This window comes from Paenibacillus sp. FSL H7-0442 (assembly GCF_038593105.1).
Lineage (GTDB): Bacteria > Bacillota > Bacilli > Paenibacillales > Paenibacillaceae > Paenibacillus > Paenibacillus polymyxa_D.
In genome coordinates this window covers 627,715-653,120 of sequence record NZ_CP151963.1, presented here as the reverse complement: position 1 = coordinate 653,120, position 25,406 = coordinate 627,715, and the positions used below count along the sequence as shown (strand labels likewise).

19 protein-coding genes are annotated in these 25,406 nt (G+C 44.4%); 8 read left to right on the top strand and 11 right to left on the bottom strand.

The genetic code is table 11. The annotated features are described in order from the left end of the window. Position 1: 1 nt before the first annotated feature. A complete protein-coding gene (locus tag MHH57_RS02890) occupies positions 2-883 on the bottom strand; it encodes a carbohydrate ABC transporter permease (protein ID WP_029515923.1) in 882 nt (293 codons plus the stop codon). 14 nt (positions 884-897) lie between these two features. Beyond that, positions 898-1,782: an ABC transporter permease subunit gene (locus MHH57_RS02885; protein WP_230584986.1), complete on the bottom strand. Its 885-nt coding sequence runs from the start codon at positions 1,780-1,782 to the stop codon at positions 898-900. A gap of 506 nt (positions 1,783-2,288) precedes the next feature. Between MHH57_RS02885 and MHH57_RS02880 the strand changes: the two genes are divergently transcribed. Both MHH57_RS02880 and MHH57_RS02875 read left to right on the top strand, forming a co-directional pair. Then, the gene (locus MHH57_RS02880) at positions 2,289-3,323 is read left to right on the top strand and encodes a LacI family DNA-binding transcriptional regulator (RefSeq protein ID WP_029515925.1); all 1,035 of its coding nucleotides are present in this window, start codon (positions 2,289-2,291) and stop codon (positions 3,321-3,323) included. A 22-nt stretch (positions 3,324-3,345) separates the two neighbouring features. After that, complete coding sequence (locus tag MHH57_RS02875; RefSeq protein ID WP_029515926.1) at positions 3,346-4,341, top strand: carbohydrate kinase; 996 nt, start codon at positions 3,346-3,348, stop codon at positions 4,339-4,341. 1,364 nt (positions 4,342-5,705) lie between these two features. Here the strand turns inward: MHH57_RS02875 and MHH57_RS02870 are convergent. Beyond that, a complete protein-coding gene (locus MHH57_RS02870; protein ID WP_342434808.1) occupies positions 5,706-9,518 on the bottom strand; it encodes a GH32 C-terminal domain-containing protein in 3,813 nt (1,270 codons plus the stop codon). Positions 9,519-10,818: 1,300 nt separating this feature from the next. On the opposite strand from MHH57_RS02870, the gene MHH57_RS02865 reads away from it, so the two are divergent. Together MHH57_RS02865 and MHH57_RS02860 are read left to right on the top strand one after the other, a co-directional pair. Beyond that, positions 10,819-11,829, top strand: a complete 1,011-nt coding sequence (locus tag MHH57_RS02865) for a LacI family DNA-binding transcriptional regulator (RefSeq protein ID WP_029515929.1) — start codon at positions 10,819-10,821, stop codon at positions 11,827-11,829. Positions 11,830-12,970: 1,141 nt separating this feature from the next. Continuing rightward, on the top strand, positions 12,971-13,978 hold the full coding sequence (locus MHH57_RS02860) for a hypothetical protein (protein ID WP_341071608.1): 1,008 nt from the start codon (positions 12,971-12,973) through the stop codon (positions 13,976-13,978). A gap of 544 nt (positions 13,979-14,522) precedes the next feature. Here MHH57_RS02860 and MHH57_RS02855 read toward each other — a convergent pair. The 5 genes from MHH57_RS02855 to MHH57_RS02835 are packed head-to-tail and all read right to left on the bottom strand — an operon-like array spanning position 14,523 to position 18,879. After that, the gene (locus tag MHH57_RS02855) at positions 14,523-15,842 is read right to left on the bottom strand and encodes an ABC transporter permease (RefSeq protein WP_342434807.1); all 1,320 of its coding nucleotides are present in this window, start codon (positions 15,840-15,842) and stop codon (positions 14,523-14,525) included. Continuing rightward, complete coding sequence (locus MHH57_RS02850; protein ID WP_029515932.1) at positions 15,835-16,737, bottom strand: ATP-binding cassette domain-containing protein; 903 nt, start codon at positions 16,735-16,737, stop codon at positions 15,835-15,837. The genes MHH57_RS02855 and MHH57_RS02850 overlap by 8 nt, the downstream gene beginning before the upstream one ends. Before the next feature lie 2 nt (positions 16,738-16,739). After that, complete coding sequence (locus tag MHH57_RS02845; RefSeq protein ID WP_185156356.1) at positions 16,740-17,675, bottom strand: ABC transporter ATP-binding protein; 936 nt, start codon at positions 17,673-17,675, stop codon at positions 16,740-16,742. Between the two features lie 41 nt (positions 17,676-17,716). Next, the gene (locus MHH57_RS02840) at positions 17,717-18,118 is read right to left on the bottom strand and encodes a GntR family transcriptional regulator (protein WP_039270421.1); all 402 of its coding nucleotides are present in this window, start codon (positions 18,116-18,118) and stop codon (positions 17,717-17,719) included. Between the two features lie 41 nt (positions 18,119-18,159). Continuing rightward, complete coding sequence (locus MHH57_RS02835; RefSeq protein WP_029515935.1) at positions 18,160-18,879, bottom strand: hypothetical protein; 720 nt, start codon at positions 18,877-18,879, stop codon at positions 18,160-18,162. 235 nt (positions 18,880-19,114) lie between these two features. Between MHH57_RS02835 and MHH57_RS02830 the strand changes: the two genes are divergently transcribed. Continuing rightward, positions 19,115-19,342 (top strand): DUF1858 domain-containing protein, encoded by a 228-nt coding sequence (locus tag MHH57_RS02830; protein WP_342434806.1) that lies wholly within the window; start codon positions 19,115-19,117, stop codon positions 19,340-19,342. A gap of 14 nt (positions 19,343-19,356) precedes the next feature. Continuing rightward, positions 19,357-20,616, top strand: coding sequence for a DUF438 domain-containing protein (locus MHH57_RS02825; protein WP_342434805.1), 1,260 nt, complete (start codon positions 19,357-19,359; stop codon positions 20,614-20,616). Here MHH57_RS02825 and MHH57_RS02820 read toward each other — a convergent pair. The 3 genes from MHH57_RS02820 to MHH57_RS02810 all read right to left on the bottom strand — a co-directional run bounded on the left by MHH57_RS02820 (position 20,605) and on the right by MHH57_RS02810 (position 22,782). After that, positions 20,605-21,117 (bottom strand): GNAT family N-acetyltransferase, encoded by a 513-nt coding sequence (locus MHH57_RS02820; protein ID WP_165148151.1) that lies wholly within the window; start codon positions 21,115-21,117, stop codon positions 20,605-20,607. The two genes, MHH57_RS02825 and MHH57_RS02820, sit on opposite strands and share 12 nt — an antisense overlap. Before the next feature lie 588 nt (positions 21,118-21,705). After that, the gene (gene map, locus MHH57_RS02815) at positions 21,706-22,488 is read right to left on the bottom strand and encodes a type I methionyl aminopeptidase (RefSeq protein ID WP_238794841.1); all 783 of its coding nucleotides are present in this window, start codon (positions 22,486-22,488) and stop codon (positions 21,706-21,708) included. Between the two features lie 105 nt (positions 22,489-22,593). Further along, complete coding sequence (locus tag MHH57_RS02810) at positions 22,594-22,782, bottom strand: hypothetical protein (RefSeq protein ID WP_007428354.1); 189 nt, start codon at positions 22,780-22,782, stop codon at positions 22,594-22,596. Between the two features lie 364 nt (positions 22,783-23,146). Between MHH57_RS02810 and MHH57_RS02805 the strand changes: the two genes are divergently transcribed. Both MHH57_RS02805 and MHH57_RS02800 read left to right on the top strand, forming a co-directional pair. Further along, positions 23,147-24,184 carry a serine hydrolase gene (locus MHH57_RS02805; RefSeq protein ID WP_342425605.1) on the top strand — a complete coding sequence of 346 codons (1,038 nt, stop codon included), beginning with the start codon at positions 23,147-23,149 and terminating at the stop codon, positions 24,182-24,184. A 44-nt stretch (positions 24,185-24,228) separates the two neighbouring features. Then, complete coding sequence (locus MHH57_RS02800) at positions 24,229-25,380, top strand: glycosyltransferase (protein WP_342425604.1); 1,152 nt, start codon at positions 24,229-24,231, stop codon at positions 25,378-25,380. Positions 25,381-25,406: the final 26 nt, after the last annotated feature.

The following is a 25,406-nucleotide window of genomic DNA, read 5'->3' as shown; positions in this document are numbered from 1 at the left end:
GTTATTTGATCGAACCTACCATGACACCCTTTTCGAAATACTTCTGGAAGAATGGATACATGACAATCAAAGGCAAACTTGATATGACAATGGCAGAGTACTTAATCATTTCAGACAATTTCTTAAGCTCCGCTTGTGCCATCGCATCGGCAATCATGCCGGGCTGAACCTGATTCTGTATCAAAATGGAGCGCAGTACTAGTTGAAGCGGAAACAGCTTCGGATCATCCAGATAAATCATGGCGTCGAAATAAGAATTCCACTGTCCGACAAAAGCGTATAAAGCTAGAACAAAAATAATAGGCTTGGAAAGCGGCAGGACGATTTTAAAGAAAATACTGAGCTCGGAAGCTCCGTCTATACTCGCCGCCTGGAACAGTTCTTTCGGAAGTCCCTGGAAATAAGTCTTTGCCAGAATAATATTGAATACGCTGATCGAGCCGGGCAGAATAATGGCCCAGACCGTATTCAACATGCCTAAATCCTTAATCACCAGATAGGTAGGAATCAGACCGCCACCGAAAAACATCGTTATCAGGAAAAAGATCATAATGGACCGTTTCCCTACCAACTCTTCAACCGCAAGCGGGTAAGCCGCGAAGACGGAAAATAATACGGTTGCGAACGCAAAGGCTGCTGAATAAAAAATAGCATTAAAAAAACCGCGGATCATGGCACTGTTGCTTAGGATTTTGGCATATCCCGTGAGTGTCCAGTCTGATGATGTAATGGCAAACCCTTTGGTAATCAGGGTATTTGGAGTTAAAAAGGACGAAAGCACCACATAAACCAGCGGTAACAGAATAGCGAGAACAAACAAACCAAGTAGAATATAATTGATGATGAGCAGAATCCGGTCCTTCCCGGTGTAATGAATATCCATAAATACCTCCTTCTTTAATACAGCCCTTCTCCTTCGTTCAGCTTCTTGACGACGGTATTTACGAAAATCAACAGGAATACATTAATTACGGAATTGAACAACCCGATTGCCGTAGAATAAGCATAATCGCCGGATTGCAACCCCACCTTGTATACGTAAGTCGCGATGATTTCCGAGGTAGGTGTGTTCAGAGCCGTCTGCATTAGGTAAGCCTTTTCATAGCCGATCGACATAATACCTCCTGCAGCGAGAATGAACAGGACGGCCATGACGGGTTTAAGAGCTGGCAGATCAATGTGGAAGATTCTCTTCATCAATGAAGCACCATCAATTGTTGCAGCGTCATGCAACTGCGGGTCCACATTGGCTAAGGTGGCCACATAAATGATAGAGGACCAGCCCGCTGTTTGCCATATACCAGACAAAATATATACCGTTCGGAAATAGGCAGGATCAGTCATAAAAGCAATCGGCTTGCCGGTGAAGGTTGTTACCAAAGCGTTCACTATTCCAGCTGGCGATAGAAAAACAAACAGCATACCGGCAACAACAACAACCGAGATGAAGTTAGGTGCGTATACAATAAGCTGAATATTCTTCTTGAACTTCGCTCCTCTGACCAGATTTAGCATTAAGGCCAGAATGATGGGTACTGGGAAGCCGAGAATAAGACCGTAAGCGCTTAATTTAAGCGTATTCATTAATATGTCATAAAAATTTGGTGATGAAAGAAACCGCTGAAAATGTTCAAATCCAACCCATTCGCTGCCGAGGATGCCTTTTCTTGGGCTGAAATTTTTAAACGCAATGATCGAGCCGTACATGGGAACATACTTGAAAATGACGGTAAGAATTATGGACGGAAGCAGAAACAAATACAATATATAATTTCGAAGCATATAGCTTAACCAATGGTTTCTTTTTTTTGTTTCTGAAGCCTTTAATCCCCTTTTTTGAACGATCGAATTTGCCAATATTTTCCCTCCTACTGTTCACGGCTTGTTATACGACACAAAATATAAGCCATGTTATGTCATCTCTCTGACATAATTAACCAAGATGTTTTTCAAATACTTGCTTGTAATATCCACACCTCCAACAGAACGAGAATTTTACACATTCCCAAAATGAATGGGCTTACAATTTACATTTGAACATATTTCACTCTTACAATTTATCAGATGTACATTTAATTAGTCAATATAATTCGGGTGAAAAATTCATTCAAAAAGCGTATTTCAAGATAATTATAATGTTTTTAGCAAAAATACATCAAAAATACACAATATAAATAAACAAACGTAAACCATTATTGTTCATTTGAATAAATACATTGTTAAAAACATGAAAATACTATATATTTAGAAATATGAAGAATCTTAATTCGGAGAATAAGGTGAACAATATGACGAGAAAGTCAAAGGTTACGATACAAGATATCGCTGATGCCTTGGGAATTTCCAGAAACACTGCATCCAAGGCGCTTAATGGAGTGGAGAGTATTCCCACCGTTACTAGGGACAAGGTGGTCAAAAAAGCAATGGAGCTTAAATACAAACAATTTTCTTATATGGAAACAGCTTCTGAAAAACAAGGCAATATCGCACTTTTGACCTGTAATCTTCCTAATAGCTCACACTTTGGATCTTTGTTGATCAGCGGACTGGAGAAGGAAATCAGCAAACAGGGCTATACTTTATCCATTTATTTTGTCCGTGAGAATGATATCAATTCGATGACCCTACCCGGCAATTTTGAACCTTCGAATGTGGCTGGCATTTTCTGCATCGAAATGTTCAGCAAGGAATACAGCAAGCTGATCACAGATCTTTGCATCCCAACCATTTTTATTGATTGCGCTGCGGATATGATGTATCCAGAATTGAAGGCGGATCTGGTATTAATGGAAAATGAACACAGCACATACTGTGTTACCCGGAAATTAATCGATCATGGCTATGAAAGCTTCGGTTTTGTAGGCGATTACAATCACTGCAAAAGCTTCAATGAACGCTGGACCGGATTTAATAGGGCCTTAGCAGAAGCAGGAATCGCCGTAGATCCTGCCCATAGCATTGTAGCGCCTGACCGCAACTTCTTTATAGAGGAGAACTGGATGGAACAGCAGTTGGATGCTCTGAGGGAGTGTCCCTCCGTCTTTATTTGCGCCAATGATTTCATTGCCATCAACGTGATCAAATCTTTAAAAAACAAAGGGATTAAAGTCCCAGAAGATGTTGCTGTCTGCGGGTTCGATGATGCTTCGGAATCCCGGGTTGTCGAGCCTCATCTTACAACCGTGCATATTTACAGTAGTCAGATGGGTATTATTTCAGCCGAAATGTTATTGTCCAGAATCAAAGACAATACCATGCCATACCGAGTGACTCATGTTGCAACGGATATCGTATACCGGGACTCGACCCCTGTTCTAAACTAAATCTACCAAGAGGTGAATCAAAGTGAAAAATGACAGAACGGTTCTTTGTGTGGGCGAGTTGCTCATTGATTTTTTCTGCACGGATATTGATGTTAATCTTGCCAAGGGTCAGCATTTCTCCAAGCAGGCTGGCGGTGCTCCGGCAAATGTAAGCGCAGCCGTAGCCAAACTCGGAGGAAAAGCGTCATTCTTGGGGAAAATCGGTGCTGATCCCTTCGGTATCTACCTGAAGCAAACGCTGGAGGAGCAGCATGTGGATACTTCCATGCTTCTTTTTGATCCGGAAACACCGACTACACTGGCCTTTGTTTCCCTTGCCGCTAACGGCGAACGAGATTTCGTATTCAACCGCGGAGCTGACCGTCAGCTGTCTCTGCAGGACATTGATAGAGAATGGACTCGACAGGCTGCCATTCTGCATTTTGGCTCGGCAACGGCCTTGCTCGCCGATCCTTTCCGGGAAGCGTATTTGTCTTTATTGGACGAAGCGAAAGCCAATGGGCAATTTACCTCCTTTGATCCCAATTACCGGGGGGACCTCTGGAAAGATAGGCTGGAGGAGTTTATAACATTGTCCAGAAGAGGAATACACAATGCGGATTTCGTAAAGGTAAGCGAAGAGGAATTAAATATCATTACGGGGCTGACTGACCGCAATGCTTCATTGGATCTTTTGCATGGGTTGGGAGCCAAAACGGTGGCAGTTACCTTGGGGAAAGAAGGTACTCTCATCTCAAGCGGTACCTCCCGTTCGCTAATCAGCAGTATTACTGTTAAATCGATCGATTCTACCGGTGCCGGTGATGCCTTCGTCGGAGCTATGCTGTATCAAATCAGCCAGCTGAGTCAGCCCAAGGCATTTACCTCCGATTGGGAGCAACAGCAGGAATTTATAACACTTGCCAATCAAGTCGGCGCTATCGTGTGCACTAAAGTTGGAGCGATTGCAGCCTTGCCATCGTTGGAAGAAGTTAAGCATTTTATAGAGCAACAGGGTGAAACAAAAATCGAACTGTAAGAACAGCAAAGGTGTCCCGACGATCCTAGGGTCGCTGGCACCTTTTTAGTTATTCCTTGGAAAGTGAAGTGAGGAAACTAAATCATATCAAGGGAGTTTAATCAAAAGGAAACTACTACTATCCTATGTAGTAGCTCCTTGTATTTAAGACAGACCAAAATATTTTCGATTGCCGATAATATTCCATTTTTATTTGACTCAGATGTTTTCATAAAACATTTTAATTCACATTGCTGTGCTTATTGTAGGTAGTGATTTGAAGCTTTAACAACTGTATTTAGTGTTTCACTTCTTGTACATTGTGGATCAAATAAAACAGGAAATAAATCCTCCATGCCTCTCAGGTGATCTCGATCTAAATACTCTGATCGAATTAGTCCATCTTCGGCAAACACAAAGAAAACCTGGTTGTAGGCGAAATTCCTCTTAAAAATGCTGGTTCCATAAAGGTATCGACGATAATGGGCTTCTTTTTACCCATTTGTTATAACTCTAAAATAATGAACTCAACACTTTCATCAAAGACCGAAGAACCATTGACTCTATCGTTCCCACAACCTAAGAAAAACCACTCCCAATCGATAAAGTGACTTAAAATTGCCGGATGGTCCTGAGGGTTAGCTTTGCCCTGATAATCAAAGGTATGGTCATCAGAAGAATAATACTCCCCACTTGGAGGCTTTCGTCTTAGTCATAGTGCTTTTTACCGCCGTAAGGCCCCCGCCACAAATCCAAGTAAGTGTGATTTAGATAAAGCCTTAATACTCGATCTGAAATTTTCAAAGTACATCATTCCCCTGTCTAAAAATTGTTTCTTACAAGGGGAAAAGTCTCATTCTGAAAGCACTACAGTAATTTCTCATCATCCATATTCATTAATAATGTCCCCATCATTAAGTTATGTTTGGTTTATTCGATTCCGTCCCACATTCCACACAAAGTCTATCCATACCTAAAGCTCTTTTCCCTTGGCTCCTACAAATCCATTTCATTTTATCCTATTCGCTCCCTTGGCCTCGTGGTTTATCATCATTTATTATCCACCATTTCTTTTGATTTTTTATATTCTCGTTGCACATAATAATAAATCCGTCCAAATCGGCATGCCAAATCACCACAAGCAACATCTGGTGCTTGCAGCATGGACATCTCAACGGGTCTTGTTCATATGTCTCTATCACTCAGTCTCTATCACTCGCTGGCGATACGAAAAGCGAAAGAAGCTCGACGCTTTCCTGGCCAGCAAGAAATTGATTTTCCTAACCTGACAGAAGTAAGCTGAAGCTGCATGAACACAATAACAAATCCGCCTTTTGCCAAAAGCCCCTCTACGCCAAGCGAAGGGGCTTTTCTACAGGATAGAACTAAAAATCAGAGCTTACTTTCCACCTATTTCGTCGCATTTCATCCGTTGGAGGAGTCTCTAACGTAAGCTTTGAACCATCCTCGGATATGGTCAAAGCCCTATTATGATAAACTGAGATAATGACAACCGAACCATCCCTATTTTTGTGGACAATCCACCGCTGATTATTGTAGCCCAAATAAGAATAGAGCTGAATTTTATTGTGCTCCGCGTCCAGATCCAGCGCCTGTCCGGAGGTCGTTCGGATGGAATAGGAACCTGCATCATCTCCGGTCGGCACAAACACCCATTTTTGATCCGAGGCTTCATTTGCATCCTGTACACTAACTGCTTCGCCATTTGCCAGGCGGGCTGTATATATGGATTTTTGGAATGCTACGTTCACGAGGCTTGATACCCTCAACTTGGCCGGTTTCCCTCCTGTCACATTTACATTCTGATAAGAGACAGAGCCGCCAAAGACATGAAGTCCGAAATGACCTTCGGCAAAGGTCCCATCCTTCAGATCCATTATTTTCAGTCCTCCCATATGTACCACGATATGCGGGCCTTCCGCTTGAATCTTTATTTTATAGGTTTGGCCTCGCTGGATGAAGGCCGGGACTTTCGCCAGAACCTGTCGTTCCTCGAATCGTCCATCTATTTTGTAGAACAGGCGAATAGACTTCATGTTAGGATCTAGATTCAGGTAGTAGCCGCTGTGCCCATCCTCGCTTGCACGGAACAGAAGTGAACCAGCCCCGCCGGACGTGCCAAGCTTCAGTTCAGCTTCATAAGTAAAATCCCCAGCCTGCTCCTGGGCCATATAATTCGCGTCGCTTGAGTATCTTCCACGAATTCCATCCTTGCTGAGTACCCATGAAGCCATTGACGGATCTGGGGTCCAGCCGCTGAGACTGGTATGAAACTCGCCGCCAGAGACTTTTACAAGAAGGCTGGCGGATGCCTTTCCATTCGGGGTGGATACAGTAATGACGGACTCGCCCTCTTTTTTGGCCATAAGAGTTGCCTGAGAAGCGCCGGCTCCCTTTATGCCTACCACCTTGGCATTACTGGATTTCCACTCCAGCGGGTGAACACCATTGCCAGGCCCATTCTCCACTGCCGCCCGCAGCGTTTCGCTTTGCCCTATCCCTAGTTCACGGTCACCCGTGTCCATTGCAATCCGTAGTGGCGAATCGTTATCCGAATTCCACACTGATCCAAGCTTGTTTACCGACAGAGAAACAATCTTCACATTGCCACCCTGATTATAGAAGCTCATCTCCCTACTGGCCGGATCAGGAAATATGACCTCGGAGAAAACCACCTTGCCTCCATTAGCGAAGACCTCAACAGAGGATTCATCCACCAAAATCCGCATCTGGATCCGCTTGTTCTCGGCTTTCATCCCCGTTTCATGTCTTGTGGTAAACAGATTGGAGAAATCCGTAGCTCCGGAAGCAGAGCGATCCACGAACAATTTACTTTCGCCTGGCTTATAACCCACCACAGTCTTCTGATTCGCACCTTCACGTAGATTAAAACCAAACTCTGTTACGTTACTTCCAGCCGGAATCTCCAGTTCGGCTTCAATCTCATATGCTCCAGAAACAAGTCCCTTCAGCAGGTTTGGAGAAGATGGATTGATCATCTTGTCAGTTACAGAGAACAGCCTGCTGCGCAGATGTTCCATCTCCTTGATCGGACCCTGGGCGAGACGGAGTCCGTCGGGGGTCATGACCAGAGCAACCTCTCTCGGAACAGTCAGTCCCCCCTTCCAGCCCGAAGTCGGAAAAGCGAACGGATAATCCCAGTTGGACATCCACGCCAACATCACTCTGCGCCCATCCGTCATGTCCGAGAAAGACATGGATGCATAATACTCCTTGCCAAAATCCGTTCTCAGCACCTTTCCTGCCGGATTGTCATTTACGAATTTCCCCTCTGCAGTCAGACTTCCCACAAAATATTCAGAATCCGATCCTCCTGTTGCCGAATTCGCCCCTGTACTGATCATGAGAACCCACTTCTTCTCTGACGTTTCCTGCACGACCAGTGGGAACAGGTCAGGGCATTCCCACACACCGCCACGAACATAATCTCCATAACCCCAATTGTCGGTCAACGTCCAGTCCAGCAAATTAGCCGATGTAAAGAACCGGATATGATCACCACCGGACACTACCATGACCCAGCGATTATGCTCGTCATCGCGAATCACCTTAGGGTCGCGGAAATCCCATCCCCCCGGTTCTTCCCCGTTCTTGCCGGGGTTCTCAACCACGATCGGACGATTCTTGGCATAATGCCACGTACGCCCCTGATCCTTGCTGTAAGCAAGGCCAATGCGCTGGTTGCCATTAGGACCATCTGGGTTATAGGAAGTATAATAGGCGATCAGACCTTTGCCGCCCGAATCCGTAAATAAGCCTGAAGTATTCGTTACATCCGCCACAGCAGATCCGGACCAGATATGCCCGTAATCATTCCACGGAAGTGCAATCGGCAGACGTTTCCAGCTCAGCATATCCTTGCTGACGGCATGGGCCCATGTGCCTCCATCCTGATGGAAAAGATGGTATTCACCTTCGAAATAGACCAACCCGTTCGGGTCACTGGCGTACCCACGGATCGGTGTATAATGATACTGGGGACGATAGGTTTCAGTATAATAATTATTAGACTCCGTGACATAAGCATCCTGAAAGTAAGCGCTTCCCTTTTTCACAACAAGACCGGCGTTTCCTGTTGAATACGAATGATCCGTTACATCGATTGCTGGTGGAGTATAACCGTCCACGAAAACTTGAATCCGGTTACCCATTGCCTTTACTTCCACATAATGCTTCGCCCCCGCTAAGCTCGGATAAGGTCGCTCTGAGCCTGCAATTGCAGTTCCATCCGCTTTCGTCAGCGATACGCGGACCTGCTCTCCTTCCTTCACCAGAGTAGCTTCATATCCACGTGTTCCATCGGTAGAGGACCGGAAAGCTAGAGCGGCAGCAGCATCGGAGCGGAAAACGATTGTTCCTTCATATACAAAGTCAGCAGCTTGCCTGCTATAGATTTGCTGAGCCTTGCTCTGGTTCACAGACGTTCCTTTTTGGCCGCTGAGGTCAGGCTGCCACTGTCCTTTTTTCACAAGTACCAAACCCAGATTCCCTTTCAGATCGCTAACGGTTATGTTTTGGAACAAGGCTGACCCATCCCAGACGTGAAGTCCAAGGCGGCCAGATCGGTATGAACTGTCTTGAACATCAATCACAGGCTTATATTGAGTTCCCCAATATACTTTCAGCGAGGCCCCTTCAGCTTTTACCTTGAGATGATAGATCTCCCCTTTCTTGAGCGAAACCGGATGCTCTTCATTTAATTTACCTGCTCCACTGCCCGCATCTTTTAAACGGATAATACCGGACTGCGGTGCAATTTGAAGCATATACGAATTCAATCCGTCTTCATTGGAACGGAAGAGCAAAGAAGCATCCGCTTGCATATCCTTGATCATAACATCGGCTTCATACAGGAAATCATCTGCTATTGTTTCTGAGATGGCCATCACGTCCTCCTGCGGATCAGATGTCAGCAGGAGCCCTTCTGCGGCATCTCCCCACTTGCCATTTCCTTTTACCTGCCATCCTGTCAAATTTGTATTTAGATTTATAACGTTTTCAAAAATAGAAAGACCCTCCTTTTCCGATTTTCCTGTGTTACCTTCCGCCCGTGCAGCCCAGCCGGTATCAGGACTAGCGGCGTAAACTCCAGATGAAGTCATAATAATAGCCATCACCATGAGGATGTGCAGCACAGCTTTGAATTTCTTTTTCATCGATTACCCTCCATTTCTACTCTACGGAATAATCATCTTCTACCAAAAAAGTAGAAGGCGGCCAGTTACAGCACAGTAACTGGCCGGGATAGCATATTAAATTTGTTATAAAATATATAGAGCTTGAACTTGTGATTTCTATTTTAGGATTTGAACGAGACTATTGGGAATGTTCAAACTCCGACTCCCCTCTCTCTTTCCCTTTTTGTTAATTTTCAATAATATCCGAGCCCGGTGGAACACTATACTCATCCTTATGCTCCAAGATGGCACTTAAATTGAAATAACCGTTCAGGTTCCGGAGCACAACCTACCGGTTCAGCGGGAAAATCAGCAGCAGCTGCATAACGCCGCCCAAAAAATTTTGTGAGTTGACAAAAGTAAAATGACACGGGTTTATGGACCAGCAATATAGAAGGCTTCCATATCTAATGCGATATGGTTCAACGGCAGCTCGTGGTCCTTTTTCTCATCTGGCTTCAATGGCCTTCAAGGCGTCCCTATGTTAACGAATTCATCTTCAGAATGCCGTCCGGTCAGCATTTGTCCACTCTTCGGATATACAAGTATATGTATAATTCCACCTTCCGAATAAACACTAACACCGCCTCCCCGTACCTACGATATATTACAAGCAGTAGGAATCCTTACGCAGCACCCCATTTAAATCTCGCTATAAACTGCTGCATTGACATCGGTTTCCCAGCCAACGGGAACGGCAAGACCCGCCGCAGAATACTCAGTGTTTGTAATTTTCGACCCCGTCTTAGGAGTTGTGTAGCGAATCTGTAATTTGGCTATCCGGCGGAAAAGCTCAATAAAATCACAGCCGGTTATACAGAGCTCATTTTAGTTTACCTCCATCCTTACCCTCAAAATACTTATACTTGTGCATTTAATTGTTCATCAAGTTTACATTTATAATCAATATTTATAAACATTAATTTATATAACCAAAAGTATAGCGCTTTCAAAAATAAAAAGCAATGAAAATCCCACTCACTCTGTTACTTGTTTAAGTTTATATATTTCCTTGATAGCAAACCCTCACGAGAAGGGGTCTAGCTCTCTTTCTTTTCTTAGAAGAACACCGATTTATCCTAATAGTATAGAATCTTTTTTATCTAACTCTTACTACAAAAAAGGCAAAGAGTAGTGTAGTATAAGAGGGGAATGTTTATTAGAAGTATGCAAGATCAAAGAATTGTTTTCAAGCTAAAAACCACATTCACATTTACATTTGAATAAATTTTTGTTTATCATTTAAGATTTTATGAAGCAGGATAAAAAGGAGCTTATTATGGCTGAGAAAGTAACGGTTCAAGACATCGCGGATGCAATGGGGCTGTCTCGAAATACCATATCCAAAGCCCTCAACAACCATCCGCAAATTCCAGAGGGCACAAAAAAGAGAGTAATCCAAAAAGCAGCGGAGATGAAATACAAAAACTACAGTTTTATGAATGGAGGCAATATTGCTCTTCTTACACGAGGGGACATTAACGCCATCAGCTTCTACTCTGAAACGATTAAAGGAATGGAAACCTCCCTGCGCGCTGAAGGCTTTAATCTGATCTTATCTCTTGTCAATCCTGAGGATATCCATTCATGCACACTGCCCTCCAATATTAACCAATCAAATGTGAACGGAATTGTTTGTATTGAGATCTTCCAAGAAGCCTATATTGAAACTATTCTAAACACGGGCATTCCAACGGTATTTATCGATTTTTTGCCAGAGTCGTTGAACTCTCCACACAAATTCGACATCCTCTTGATGGAGAATCACCGCACGACATACAATCTTACTCGTTCTCTCATTGGACGCGGCCATTCGGAGATTGGATTTATCGGAGACCACAATCACTGTCGAAGCTTCTATGAGCGTTGGCTTGGTTACGATCAAGCCCTCCGGATGCATCGCGCTTCATCTGGAGAGACGTTCAGCATCAAGCTTGAGGACAACAATCCTTATCTATCTGTTGAGTGGATGCTTGAACAGTTGAAGCAGCTTCCAAAGCTTCCGACAGCATTTGTTTGTGCCAACGATGATATTGGAATTTCGGTTATTCGTGCGCTAAAGGAGCTGCACATCGATGTTCCTGGACAAATCGAGGTAACAGGTTTTGACGATATTGCTAATGCCAAGATTATCGATCCTCCGCTCACGACCGTACATACTTATCCGTACGGACTCGGTACACGCGTCGTTGAGTCCTTGTTGGCTCGATTGGAGCAGCCGGATCGACGGAATGAGACCATTCATCTTGAGACATGCATCGTTCATAGAGGCTCCACGAAGTCTTCCTAATCAAGTTGTATGTAACAAAGATACAGGGAACCATTTTTATTCAGAGCATATACACTGTTATTTTTAAGCAAGGTAAGATGAATAAGATTTTCAGATACCAAGGTAGTATGAATGAGAGAGATAGCAAAACTAAAAAATTAATCTTTCTCACATTCTTATGTTTTATTTTTTTGCTCCTTATAGTTAATAACCATAGTGTACTTCTATCATTACAATATAGACATAAATAAATAAGAAATTGAATCAGCACTTTGATTTTCAATGATATTCCTCCAAATAAGTTATGTTTTTCGCGTTAATTAAGTTTTGATGTGTAATGAATTTTTCAGATGAGTAAGCGCCCGAACTGTAGAAGGTATTTTGGTAACTAAATTAAAATGAGTTAAGAGAAGCATTTAGCGTAGATCTCATTTTTAAAAAGACGAAAAACCTCTTCACAATTCAGCCCTATCTCCTTTCTAATTATTGCATTTGCGTAAAGTTAGGCTTATAAGTAGCAGTTTATACTTAAATGAATCTGATATAAATAATACGTTTATATTAGATTTTCTTAAAAGATATATTTAAAAATAAATTGTCCTTATGTCGCATAATACAAATAATTTTTTTATTTATAGAAATAGCTATAACTGTATTCAATGAAAAAAGGTAGGTTCGCAATTGAACCTACCTATTCGGAGAAATTACATATTATTTACTTTCTTATCCTACTTAAGACTCCGAGCCCATCATTCTCCTGGCTTCTTTTAGTATTGAACCTGTTGTACTCATTAGCCATCCCAAAGAATCAGTAGTACCACAATACTCAATAACATCAGCGCATTTTAATTGTCAGGAGAAAATAACGTTCTAGACTAAAAAATAAAGTGTTAGACTCAGCAAATAAAGTTGTAGACTGAGAAAATAGAGAGACTGACGATGCTTCATTAAGCTAACGGACAGATAGGTTAACCATGAGATTTCAATAACTAGTATGTTTGTAGCATTGTAAAAAATATTGATCCCTCATAAGGGGGGAGTGATTTATTATTGAGTCTTTATGTTAAAATTACTATATGGATTGTGAATAAATGTACTTGAATTAATGCAGCAGATTAGTAATGGTAGATTATACCATGTGGATTATATGGAGGTTGCTGTAATGTTTGAAAGTATATGTGTTTCTAGTGATTGCGATTTAGGGACAATAGCAGAGAAAGCAATTTTTTATGATAAGGTAAAAATAATCGTCAATGAGAATCTGTTAAATCGTTTGTTTTCACAAGTCCATCCTGCTGAATTTATTCCATTTTTAGAAGAACACAAAGAAAATATTGAATTAGTTTATTTCTGGGTTGTACCAGTTACTAGAACTTTCCACCACGATGATAAAACAGAAATAATGTTTACCTCAATGGATGAAGATGATGTAGACCCATACTTAGATTACTTGTGGGAAAAAGGTGGGTTGAATAGTCCTAATGGGCATTTTACAGACTTACCTTTGGCAAGAAAACTTTACAGATTAATGAGTAGAGATGATATTTATTTTGAAACAACAAAAAAGTATGCAGAAGAAATGGAATCTGAAGAACAAATCATAAATTACTTAGAAAATTCCCTTATAAAGACCAATCCTTTACTTTTAAAGAAACTTCCAAAAGATATTAAGTTAAAATTACACATCATAGAAGATGATGCTCTTTTAAAAAGATATGAATTAGAACATAATATTAGTAAAGAGATAATTGACCCTCTCTCATTTCTAGGAAGTTATTTTTCGACTTTTTCTAGCTTTGAAGTATGGTCAAAGCACTCATCGGATTTCCAATTAAGCCCATCATCTTCTATCTTAATTGCGAACAGATTTGATTCCCTTTATAACAAAATCGTTAGTGGAAGTAATAGTATAGAAACATTTAATAATTTTGTACTGAAAACTGGAAATGTTAGAGGAGTTTTGAATTCCGGGGAAAAGACTTTTTCAGAGTATATATCTATATATGAAAATAGTAGAAAATTCAAGGAGTTTATTGGTGATTTACCCCCAGAAGCTAATTTAATACAGGAATACTTTAATGCTAATAATGCAAATACTTGGGCTGAGAAATTACCATCTAAAACAATCAGGTTGGGCTGTTTACAGGTGCAGGTTTACTTAATACAGTAGGTGGCTCAGGAGCTGGCACTTTATTAGGAATTTCATTGAGTGCGGTAGATACATTTTTAGTAGATAAGCTAATAAAAGGATGGAAACCAAATCACTTTATAGAAAATGATTTAAAAAACTTTATAAATAGTTAAATATGTAATGTTAGACTAACGGGAAACGTTAGTTTAACAACAACAGCGGCAGTCTAAGACCTTATTTATCAGGTCTTGTTCTGCCGCTGTTTCATTTAATGGATTAGTCTAAAACTTATTTCTCAAAAGTTGACGGTTCTTCAATTCGAAAACGTTGTTAAGTCAACGACTCCAGTCTATTACTTTATTTTTACAGTACTAATCCTTTTCTTTTGTCATTTTAAATCATTCCCCTCAAATAGTTTATTTCTTCGCCATCTTCTTATATTCGGACACCATACAATAACTCCACCGATGTATACTAGTGTATAAATATTCATTTCTCATCAATTATGAAATTTTTTTCTCATTAATTATGAATACATTCTCATTAATTATGACACCACACACTCACATGTATTGCTAAAAATTTAAATCTTGTAAGCCTTCATAGCTTTTCTTAACTCTTTGAACGAAGGACGTTTACCATACATTAAGACACCCGTACGGTAGATCTTGGCGGCCAGCCAACCGAACAGCAAAATGGAGGCGACCAGAATACCAAGTGACAGCCAGATTTCCAGCAGGCTCGCCCGTTCCAGACCAATCCGCAACAGCATGACGGTTGGCGAGAAAAATGGGATGTACCCGGCAACCTTTACGAAAATCGTATCAGATGCGGCGATATTGAAGATACCGATATAAAAGGCTGCTAGTGACAGCACGGTAATCGGCATGATCGCCTGTCCCAACTCCTCGGTACGGCTAACAATGGAGCCCACCGCGGCGAACAGTACTGCGTAGAGAAAGTAGCCGAGGATGTAGAATACCAGACCATAACCCAACACCGCGATATTCAGTTGCGACAGATCCAGCCCCGCTGAGCTAAGAATGACATTATTATGCGGCAGCATAAGGTTGGCACATACAACGGCTGCAAAGACAGCAATTTGCAGCAGGCCGACCAGGAAAATGCCGATAATTTTTCCGAACATCTGGGTCAACGGTGAGACGCTTGTGATGAGAATCTCCATGATACGTGAGCTTTTTTCCGATGTCACCTCTGCAGCAATCATATTCCCCGTCATCATGGAGGAGGTGAAGAATAAAATCATCAGTACGTAGACCAAACCATAGTTAATCATAGAGGTCTCTTTTTTCTCTGTCCCCACGGCTCCCCCTGCCTCAGACGGACCGTCTACTTCCCTGCTATCCACCATTACAGGTGTGCTAATTTCGCGAATTTGATCGCTGGTCAATGCATTGCTGCCCATAATGGCCTTGACTTTAGCTTCCTGAAGTCCCGTCTGCAACAATGTAATTACAGCAGGAGATGGCTCTTTTTCTACAGAGACATATTCCACTTTAGGAAACGTGTCTCCCTTGTCGGTAGGCTCCGTGAACTGTACGTAACCTTGCAGCTCCCCATTTTTCAAGGCTTGCTGCATGGCTGGTGTTTGTACGTTGTCATAACGCTTCCAGATGGCTGCCGGGTTGGATTGCTCCTTGGTGAATTTCTCCAGTTGATTCGCCACTTCTATCCGGCTCCCGGCAATCAGTCCCAAGCGATGATGCTCGGCTGCCGTCGTGCCCGAACCTCCTGTCCCATCTGCTTTAAACAAAGAAATCAAATATGGCAGATTCATACCAAGCGTAATGAGCAAGGCCAGTACCAGCGTTGTAATGATAAAAGATTTGGTTCTCGCCTTCTGACGAAACGTAAAACCGATTACCGTACCCAGTCTATTCATGGGAATCACCCACCTCTCTTATGAAAATCTCGTTCAGCGTAGGTTCCTTGATCTCAAAATGCTCTACATCCGTTTGCTCCAACGCCGTTTGTAATACCAACTTCGCCGCATTCGGCTGCTCAATATGCAGCATCCAGCCGCGATCCATAGGCTCTACACGGCGCACGCCGGGCAGCTGTTCCAGTCCGTTCACTTCACCTGTAGTGATGAGACGAACTTTTTCACGCGGGTAACGGCCCTTAATCTCCTGCACACTTCCCTGCACAACTGTATTTGAGCGATGCAAAATCGTAATATGGCGGCACAGTTCCTCCACATGCTCCATGCGGTGGGTCGAGAATAAAATCGCAGCCCCATCGTCCCGCAGCTCTTTTACCGTATCCTTAAGCAATTCAACGTTTACCGGATCAAGCCCACTAAAGGCCTCATCCAAAATGAGCAGCGTCGGGCGATGCACAACGGCGGCAATAAAGCCCATTTTCTGCTGATTTCCCTTGGATAGCTCCTCAATCCGCTTGTCGTAATATTCGGGCACTCCAAAGCGCTCCAGCCAGTAGCGTAGACTTTTGTCCGCCTCCTTAGCCGACATTCCGCGCAACCTGCCCAAATAGTTAATTTGCTCGCTCACCTTCACCTTGGGGTACAACCCTCGCTCCTCGGGCAAATAGCCCATCGTCCGCTGAAGCTCCTTGCTGTAGGGCTTGCCCTCATATTGAATGTTACCTCCATCAGGGTAAATCAGACCGAGCACCATGCGCATCGTTGTCGTTTTGCCTGCTCCATTGCCTCCCAGTAGTCCGTAAATCTCCCCACCGTTCACATTCAGCGAAATTCCGTTCACCGCCGTGTGGTTCCCATATTGCTTCACGACCTCTTTCAATTCCAGCATGTTCATGATTACTCCGCTCCTTTTTTCTGCGTGTATGTCTCCGCATCTTCTGATAGTTGTCCCGCAGACCAATGTACTAAAATATCATCCAGTTCCAAACGCCGCACACGGATGGGGCGGATGCCCGCTTGTTCCAAGATGGCGCTGGTCTCTCCGGCTGCCAACGTTACAATTCGCTGCAATCCGCCTTCGCTCTCCATCTCTACAACACCCGGAAGTTCCGATGCCTCCTCCGGTGTGCCTTCAAACCACATTTCTTTGCTATTTTCGAGCAAATGGTCTTTTTCCAGCTTGCCGAGCAGCCTGCCATCATGCATCAGGACAATATAATCCGCCAAACGCTTAATCTCGTCTATGATATGAGTGGCAATAATGACCGTCGTTTTGCCGTTCTCCATACAATCCCGCAGTTCCTCCAGCATGATTTTCCAGGCAAAAGGGTCTAAACCCGACGAAGGCTCATCCAGCAGCAACAAACGAGGGTGAGGCGCCAAGGCTGCAGCCAGTTCAAACTTACGGCGCTCTCCCTTGGACATGCGCGATAATTTCGTATGCTGAGGAACCTGAAATCGTTCCATCAGACGCTGAAAACGTGTTTCATCCCAGCCGGGATACCACAAGGCTCGAAACGCCGCTGCTGCTTCTGCTGTGAGTCGATCTTCCTCACGGGTCGGCTGCTCTGACATATACCCAACCCATTGTCGTGTATCTGCCGGCATGCCGTCCGGATACGCTTGACCGAACCAACGTATTTCACCGGAATCCGGGTGGATAAGCTGAGTCAGCAGATGAATCAATGTACTTTTGCCCGATCCGTTATGTCCAGCCAAAGCGACTACATATCCCGGTTCAATGGTTAGATTAATCGGTCCAATTTCCCGGTTACCTCGAGTTTTATAGACTTGGCTCATCTCAATAATGGGTGTTTTTATCTGTATCCCCATAGGAACTTCCACATGATGGTTTACATCGTTTTTCACGGGCGTCACTCCTTCACTTGGACTTCATACCTTCTCTTCACCATTTCTGCGAAAAGCTCCAACAATTCCTGTTCTGTCATCTGTACAGCGATGCCTGTGTCAATCGCCGTTTCCAACGCCTCGGTCACTGCTTTAAGGCGGTAACCTGAGCGCTTATCGTCTTCGACCAGAGCTACGAAGGTGCCCGTTCCCTGCCGGGTACGAAGCAAACCTTCGTTCTCCAAATCCTGATAGACCCGCCGGACGGTGATGACGCTGCAGCGGAGCGTCCCTGCGAACTCCCGAATGGAGGGAAGCAGCGTTCCCGCTGCAATCTGTCCGGTTACGATGAGTGAGCGAAGTTGCTTTTCAATCTGCGCATACAGCGGTTCCGCGCTATTCTCATCAATTTGCACTGGTATATTCACCTGCTTCTCCCCCCTTTTTATCTATCTTTGTACACATACCGCTAAGTTAAATCCCGTTTCATAAGCTTACGCTGTGTCACCCTGTAGGACATCCACATACCCAGAGCTCCTGCCAGCAGCGCTCCCCACATCACCGGAGACAACAGCTGCCATTCCTTGCTGTAAAATGCCGTTATCGATACCAGATTGGCCCCACATACTCGAACTATAATCGTAACTATCCCACAAATTAGCATGATGACAATGGATAGCCAAAAGTAGGATTTACCTTTTTTAAGAAATTCCAAATGAATATAAATGGCTTGAATCAGCATTCCGTAGCCTATCCAGGTAAGTGCAAACGATACAAAGAAACCTGTACTGGCATATACCCGAAACGTAGCTGACAACGTAAACAAGAGAGTGAAAAATATCACACTATTCACAACAAACGCCAAAAGCGCCTGTTGAATTCGACTCATAATCACCGCATTCATCGGTATAGGCAAGGTGCGGAAAAAGGCTAGCATATGCGTATAGGAATCTTCCTGAAGATATTTAAATGCACGGCGGTTATAAATGTATCCGAGAAACGGAATCAACACCAGCATGATAAAATCGGCTACCGGACTCAAGTTTCCACGTTCATCCCAATGCACACTTACAGCAAAACTCATGGTAAATCCCAAATACGCAATAAACAGCAATGTCCACAGCATAACATATGGATTGTTGCGAAAATCCTGCCGGGTAATCTTCCATGCCTGCTTGATGATTGTCATTTTCTTATCCTGATCCCTTCTGCACTGCCTGTAATGACGACCTCGTTCTCTCTTCATACGAAGTTATTATTAAAGTAATCAGTGTTATTACTGTATATATCTTTATACACAGTATATAAACCATGAATTACAACTGTCAATACCTGAATGTAAATTGTGCGTACAATCACAATAGCTCGTCAGGACCTATGATACTCTGTAAATGATAAACGTTCTCAATCAAGGGGATGAACAAATGGATAAGATACTGCACTGGGATGAACCGATTTTTAACCTTGTTAACCGTTATCCCGAAGTGAAGGACATTATGGTAGAGCTGGGTTTTCATGATATCGCCAAGCCTGGCATGTTACAAACCGCAGGTCGTTTTATGACATTGTCCAAAGGTATTGCATTGAAAAAAGTAGCTATGGGAACCGTGGAACGCACGTTTTTGCAATATGGTTTTACCATTCAAAAATAAAGGAGCTAACGATCATGAGCGAGCTAATTAACAACCGTGAACATACAGCACAGGAATTAACGGAACGTCAACGAACACTGAAGGAAATTATAAAAGAATTACATGCCGGGAAAAGCGTCGAAGAGGTGAAAGCGCGTTTTGCAGAGGCTGTTGGCGGAGTAAGTGTGGCGGAAATTTCAGCTATGGAGCACGCACTGATGACCGAGGAGGGAATTCCCGTATCGGAAGTTCAGCGGCTCTGTTCCGTGCATACTTCGATCTTCAAGGGCTCCATTGAGGATATTCACCGTCCTTCAGGACCGGAGGAACAACCGGGACATCCTGTCCACACATTCAAGCTGGAAAATCGGGAGATCGAACGACTGGTCAACTTTAAGTTGGCATTGCATGCAGAGCAATTTCAAAAGGAGGACAGTCCCAAGGTTATTTACAAGCTGCTTGAGGATTTAAGTCTGCTAATGGACCTCGACAAGCACTACAGTCGTAAAGAAAATTTGGTCTTTCCTTATCTAGAACGCTATGGAATTTTTGGCCCGACCAAAGTCATGTGGGGTGTGGACGACGGCATTCGTGCCGCGATTAAGGAAGCGAAGAGTCTGCTCGCCGAATATAACGGGGATCGTGAACAGATTGGGAAGGCGCTTGCCCATATCATGAGTGAAGTAAATGAAATGATATTCAAGGAAGAGAATATTTTGCTGCCGATGGCACTCAGTAAGCTGACAGAGGATGAATGGCTGAAAATAGCCCGGGAAAGCGAGGAAATTGGATTCTGCCTGACCGCCCCCGAACGCGAATGGATACCCGAACGGGCAGAGGAGCCTGCAGAAGCCCTTGAGCAAACGGAAGGCACATCAGGAACACCGCAAGGCTTCGTGCGATTCGAGACAGGGATTGTATCCGTACAACAATTGGAACTGCTGTTGAACCATCTACCTGTTGACCTGACCTTTATCGATGAAAATGATGTTGTTCGCTATTTTTCCCATGGTAAGGAACGAATCTTCGCGCGCACGAAAGCCGTCATTGGTCGTACCGTACAGAATTGCCACCCACCCCAAAGCGTGCATGTCGTTGAGAAGCTGCTGGAAGATTTTAAGGCAGGCCGCAAGGATGTTGAAGATTTTTGGATTCCAATCAAGGATAAATTTGTCTACATTCGTTATTTTGCCATCCATGATGCAGAGGGCCGCTATCTGGGAACGTTGGAATTTACGCAAAATATCGCACCCATTCGTGCCTTGGAAGGACAAAAGCGTATTCTATCCGAATAGTATCCAACCGTAAGCCACCATGTTCAGATTTTTGCCACCCAAACTTATAATATGTTGTTCTACTATAAGTTTGGCTCCCAACCTTTCATAAAAGGTACATGCTGGATTATCTGCTAGCACCCATACGATCACAGAGTGAATATCCATACTATTGAAATGTTGAAGCAGACGTAAAAATAGTCTCTTCCCCAAGCCTAAACTATGGTATTCACTCAAAACGTAAATTGCCGTTATTTCTCCCCCATACGGGGGATATTCACCTGACTTTTCCGGACCCCCACTCACAAATCCGATGATTTCCCCCTTCTCATTTTCAGCAACATATACCCGATGACCGTCTTCACTGGATAGATTCGCATTCCACAGTTTTGTTCTTTGCTCATAGGAAAGCTGTTCCAGAACCTGGGCAGGCATTATTTCTTTGTACGTCGTCCTCCAGCAATCTACGTGCACCTTGGCGATGCCCTCGGCATCTGATATCGTTGCTTCCCTGATGATCATGTGAGTTCCACTCCTAGTTTCCAATATTATACTTTCCATATACCGACGATCCGAATCTTGATCTATAATAAAAATGTTCACTGCTATTCATTCCTGAAGGATTCGACTTGAATAAAATTGTTTCATTTTATGTACGTTCGTGGCTGTAGCTGTATTGATCATAGGCTGGAGTATCGGGTTGACGCCCGTAGGCAATCTGGTCTTTCAATATGTATTTGGTGTGTCCCCGAATTGATCGAACCTACCAAGAACGTATTTCAGGTTCTTACTTTACTATACATATGGGTAGCTGTCCGTAACATATATCAGGGACTTATTATTAACAAGCACCGAACGGCATGGATGACATTCAGCTCGTCCATACGTATTATCGTGATGCTACCAAACCTATCTTTATCGGTAGGCTGTTTTCTGTAGCTTTGCAATTCTCGCGCTTATTCTCTGTATCTGCTTTTTTCCAGGACTGGACGGCAAAGTGGCGGGAATTGTGATGGCTGTTTCCGATGAATGCATCATCCTGAAAAAAACTTACCTAGAGAGCCTTATGCAAAGGACCCGCACATTGACTCCCTATGGCACAACTCGCTTTTACGAGGTCAAAATATAAGGGCCGTTCTTTGTAATCGCAATCGTGTGCTCGTATTGGGCTCCCCAACTGCCGTCTGCTGTGCTGATGGTCCAGCCATCGTCCCCCCAGAGCACGGCCCCCTCGGTTCCTAGGGTAAATACCGGCTCGATGGTAATCACCATCCCTTCGCGCAGGGGTAATCCCGTTTTGGGACGACCGTAGTGCAGAACCTCTGGCGGCTCATGCATTTGGCGGCCAATGCCATGCCCGATCAGAGGCTTGACGTTGCCGAACCGCCGCCAGCCTGCCGCTTTTTCCACAGCATGCCCGATATCCCCCAATGTCCTCCCCGGGCGGGCAACCTCTATACCGCCCATCAGTGCCTTATGGGTCTGCCGCAACAGTCTCGCTACCGGGCGGCTAATGTTACCTACCGCATAGGTCCATCCTCGGTCAGCCAGCCAACCGTTCTTGTTAACCACAATGTCGATGGTCACAATATCCCCATCATGAAGCACCCGCTCCGAGGGAAAACCATGGCACACCACCTCATTGACCGAAGCGCAGGTGGCATAAGGGAAACCTTTATAGCCCTTTTGTTCAGGCGTGGCTCCGCGCTTGTTTAAAAACTGCTCCACCCAAGCGTCGATTTCAAGCGTTGTGATTCCCGGAAGAATACGACTTTCCAGCGTACGATGACAATCTGCTAAAATACGCCCGGCCTCCCTCATGTAGCCGATTTCCTCCGGTGTTCGTATCGCTATCTCTATTGGAATCCGCCTCCTTTGAGCATACAAATACACTAAACCTATCCCATTGTATGCAGGGCAGACACAAAAAAACCGTCTCCTCTGTGGATAGACGGTTTATAAAAGTCGTATTTCTAGTTTTTCGGGTAATCGAACCCTTTAAGATACTGAAGAATTTATGCGACCGAGTTCGTTTTCCACCACCATGGTCAACTCTTCCTCATACCCTCCTGTAATCCGGTATTTTCGCACATATTCCTTTACAAATTTTTTGGGATCCTTAGGCCGGAAAATTCGAGTCATTTCCCGCAGACTTTCCTTTACTTCATTGTGACCTTTCGTTGCCATGTAACTCCCTCCCAAAACGTTGAAAATAAGTGCTCCGTTGAAGAGAATGCCGAAAAGTATTGATGTCCTTATGCAGTGAAGTAGTATGTCTAATTGCAGCTTAGGTCGGGAACGCCTTAGGCAGGCATGTACCTGACACTTGTATTAACCGATTTTCTTTTGGCTGAATCACTACCCCATTATAACATATTCAGATACAGCTTTCAGCTTTCCAGTAAATTTACATTGATTTTACCTATCTTTTACGCATCATGTCATTTGGGGTACTACATCAGCTGTTGCACAGAGGGTATACCTTATTTATCGGTTTTTGGAGTGTATGTGTTTGGGGTAAAATAAATAAACATAACAAGGAGGGAAAAGGATGAGCCGCTATGCTCCGCTGTTCACTGCACCTGTTGCCCGTATGTCTGCCCTGAACATAGGAACTTGTGAAGAGGAGGGCATCAATGCCTCCTTACTTGATCAGGCAGACCGTGAAGTTCAAGCCAAGTTTCCTAAAATGCACAGCTTCCTGCTGCTGCGCCACGGTAAACTGATCTGGGAACGCTATTACAACGGTCATGAAGCAAGCTCTCTGAACGATTTGCGATCCGCGACCAAAAGCTTCACTTCCACGCTCATCGGCATAGCTATGGCTCGCGGTGATATGCCCGGGCCAGAGACGGCTGTACATAAGCTGTTGCCTGAGTATTTACCTAGGCGGAAGGAAACACTGCTAGAGCAGATTACGATTCGCCATCTGTTGACCATGACATCCGGCTTGTATTGGCAGACAGGCAAAAAGCTCGGAGAAGCTTTTATCCACCGTTTTCATCGCAGCAAAAGCTGGCCGTCCTTTGCCCTGCGCTTACCTGTACAGGAGGATCAACTCGGTGTATTCCAATATCGCAGTGTTGATTCGCACTTGTTGTCCGTGCTACTGACCCATTGTTGTGGGATTGACGCCTATACGTACGCTCTCCAGCATCTGTTCGAACCCTTAGGTTTTGGGAGAAGTGGTTGGGCACAAGATCCAGAGGGCTACACCATGGGACATATCGGGCTATATCTGACATCGCGTGACATGGCTAAATTCGGCGACTGCTGCCTTCATCAAGGCAGCTGGAACGAAAAAGAATTGATACCGGCCGATTGGCTGCATCAGGCGACACAGCGACAGGTCGAAGGCTATCCAGAATTCGGGGATTACGGATTCCAATGGTGGACAGGACGACTCCACGGCATCAACTACGCGTGTGCACACGGACATGGAGGACAGCAAATTTATCTTGTGCCAGAAGCGAACGCAGTCGCGGTATTTACAGCAGACAGCAAGGTGAGCCGTTGGAAAAATCCGCGAACACTACTGGAGCGTTACGTTTTGCCAGCCGTATCCTCCCTCAACTTGGAACGTTCCTGAAATGAGCTTCAATGTGCTTATTGAATATAGGGGGCTAAACAATCATGGAAGTCTCACCACCAAAAATTCTAATATTGTACGCCAGTTACGGGGAAGGCCATGTACAGGCCGCCCGGGCAATTAAGGACAGTTTGCGAAGACTCGGACACTGCGAGGTACGACTACTTGACCTAATGGCTGAATCTCATCCCTGGTTGAACAGTCTGACCAAATTTGTATATATGCAAAGCTTCAAAACCATTCCACAGCTTTACGGATGGGTCTATAACATCACGCGCGGTATGCAGGCTACATCGGCCTTCGGCCATGTGTTGCATTCATTCGGAATGCGTCAACTTACGCTCACACTGAAAAAGGAGTTGCCCGACCTCGTAGTACATACATTCCCGCAGCTCGCGCTTCCGGCGTTACGTCGCAAAATGGGAATGCATTTGCCGATTGTCAACGTGGTTACGGATTTCGATCTGCATGGGCGCTGGCTGCATCCCGATATTGACCGCTACTATGTAGCCACTGAGGATATGCAGCAGGAAGCTGCCCAGCGGGGAATACCGATCGAACGCATTGCCGCGACGGGCATTCCGATCCACGCTTCTTTTTATAACATGTCTGCCGACGAAGCGCCTGTTCAAGAACAGCTAATCCCACCCCTACAGGCTGAGACTACTACGCTACTCATTATGGCTGGCGCCTATGGTGTGCTATCCGGCATAATGGATATCTGTCAGCAATTAAGCCAGCTTCCTCAGTTGCGGCTACTCATCGTCTGCGGTCGTAACCAGCAACTGAAGGCAGAATTGGATGCGCTGTATGCAGACTACCCGGACATTTACACCTATGGATTCGTGGACTTTGTTCCAGCACTTATGCGTGCGAGCAATCTGGTGATTACGAAGCCGGGCGGCATTACACTCTCAGAAAGCATTGCATCCGGTTTGCCTATTCTTGTGTTCAAGCCCGTACCCGGTCAGGAGCTAAATAATGCTCTATATTTGCAGCAAAAAGGAGCTGCCCGGATTGCTCGCACTACGGAGGAGCTGATTCAGCATTGTCTCGACCTGATTTCCATCCCCTCTCTTGCTGGAGAGATGACGCAGGCGATTAAGCTACTTCGCAAACCTCATCCCGCAGACCAAATTGCCGAGGATATTTTGCATCAGCTTGTGGATAAAAGAACCTCCGTCCGGACAAATTAACGGAGAATAAGCCAGACGGAGGGGAT

Excerpts from the sequence above, each read along its gene's own strand:
- MHH57_RS02860 (WP_341071608.1), top strand. The coding sequence starts at position 12,971 with ATGTTTGAAAGTATATGTGTTTCTAGTGATTGCGATTTAGGGACAATA.
- MHH57_RS02850 (WP_029515932.1), bottom strand. The coding sequence starts at position 16,737 with ATGAACATGCTGGAATTGAAAGAGGTCGTGAAGCAATATGGGAACCAC.
- MHH57_RS02830 (WP_342434806.1), top strand. The coding sequence starts at position 19,115 with ATGGATAAGATACTGCACTGGGATGAACCGATTTTTAACCTTGTTAAC.
- MHH57_RS02855 (WP_342434807.1), bottom strand. The coding sequence starts at position 15,842 with ATGAATAGACTGGGTACGGTAATCGGTTTTACGTTTCGTCAGAAGGCG.
- MHH57_RS02845 (WP_185156356.1), bottom strand. The coding sequence starts at position 17,675 with ATGGGGATACAGATAAAAACACCCATTATTGAGATGAGCCAAGTCTAT.
- MHH57_RS02820 (WP_165148151.1), bottom strand. The coding sequence starts at position 21,117 with ATGATCATCAGGGAAGCAACGATATCAGATGCCGAGGGCATCGCCAAG.
- MHH57_RS02810 (WP_007428354.1), bottom strand. The coding sequence starts at position 22,782 with ATGGCAACGAAAGGTCACAATGAAGTAAAGGAAAGTCTGCGGGAAATG.
- MHH57_RS02890 (WP_029515923.1), bottom strand. The coding sequence starts at position 883 with ATGGATATTCATTACACCGGGAAGGACCGGATTCTGCTCATCATCAAT.
- MHH57_RS02800 (WP_342425604.1), top strand. The coding sequence starts at position 24,229 with ATGGAAGTCTCACCACCAAAAATTCTAATATTGTACGCCAGTTACGGG.
- MHH57_RS02805 (WP_342425605.1), top strand. The coding sequence starts at position 23,147 with ATGAGCCGCTATGCTCCGCTGTTCACTGCACCTGTTGCCCGTATGTCT.
- MHH57_RS02825 (WP_342434805.1), top strand. The coding sequence starts at position 19,357 with ATGAGCGAGCTAATTAACAACCGTGAACATACAGCACAGGAATTAACG.
- MHH57_RS02865 (WP_029515929.1), top strand. The coding sequence starts at position 10,819 with ATGGCTGAGAAAGTAACGGTTCAAGACATCGCGGATGCAATGGGGCTG.
- MHH57_RS02835 (WP_029515935.1), bottom strand. The coding sequence starts at position 18,879 with ATGACAATCATCAAGCAGGCATGGAAGATTACCCGGCAGGATTTTCGC.
- MHH57_RS02880 (WP_029515925.1), top strand. The coding sequence starts at position 2,289 with ATGACGAGAAAGTCAAAGGTTACGATACAAGATATCGCTGATGCCTTG.
- MHH57_RS02885 (WP_230584986.1), bottom strand. The coding sequence starts at position 1,782 with ATGCTTCGAAATTATATATTGTATTTGTTTCTGCTTCCGTCCATAATT.
- MHH57_RS02870 (WP_342434808.1), bottom strand. The coding sequence starts at position 9,518 with ATGAAAAAGAAATTCAAAGCTGTGCTGCACATCCTCATGGTGATGGCT.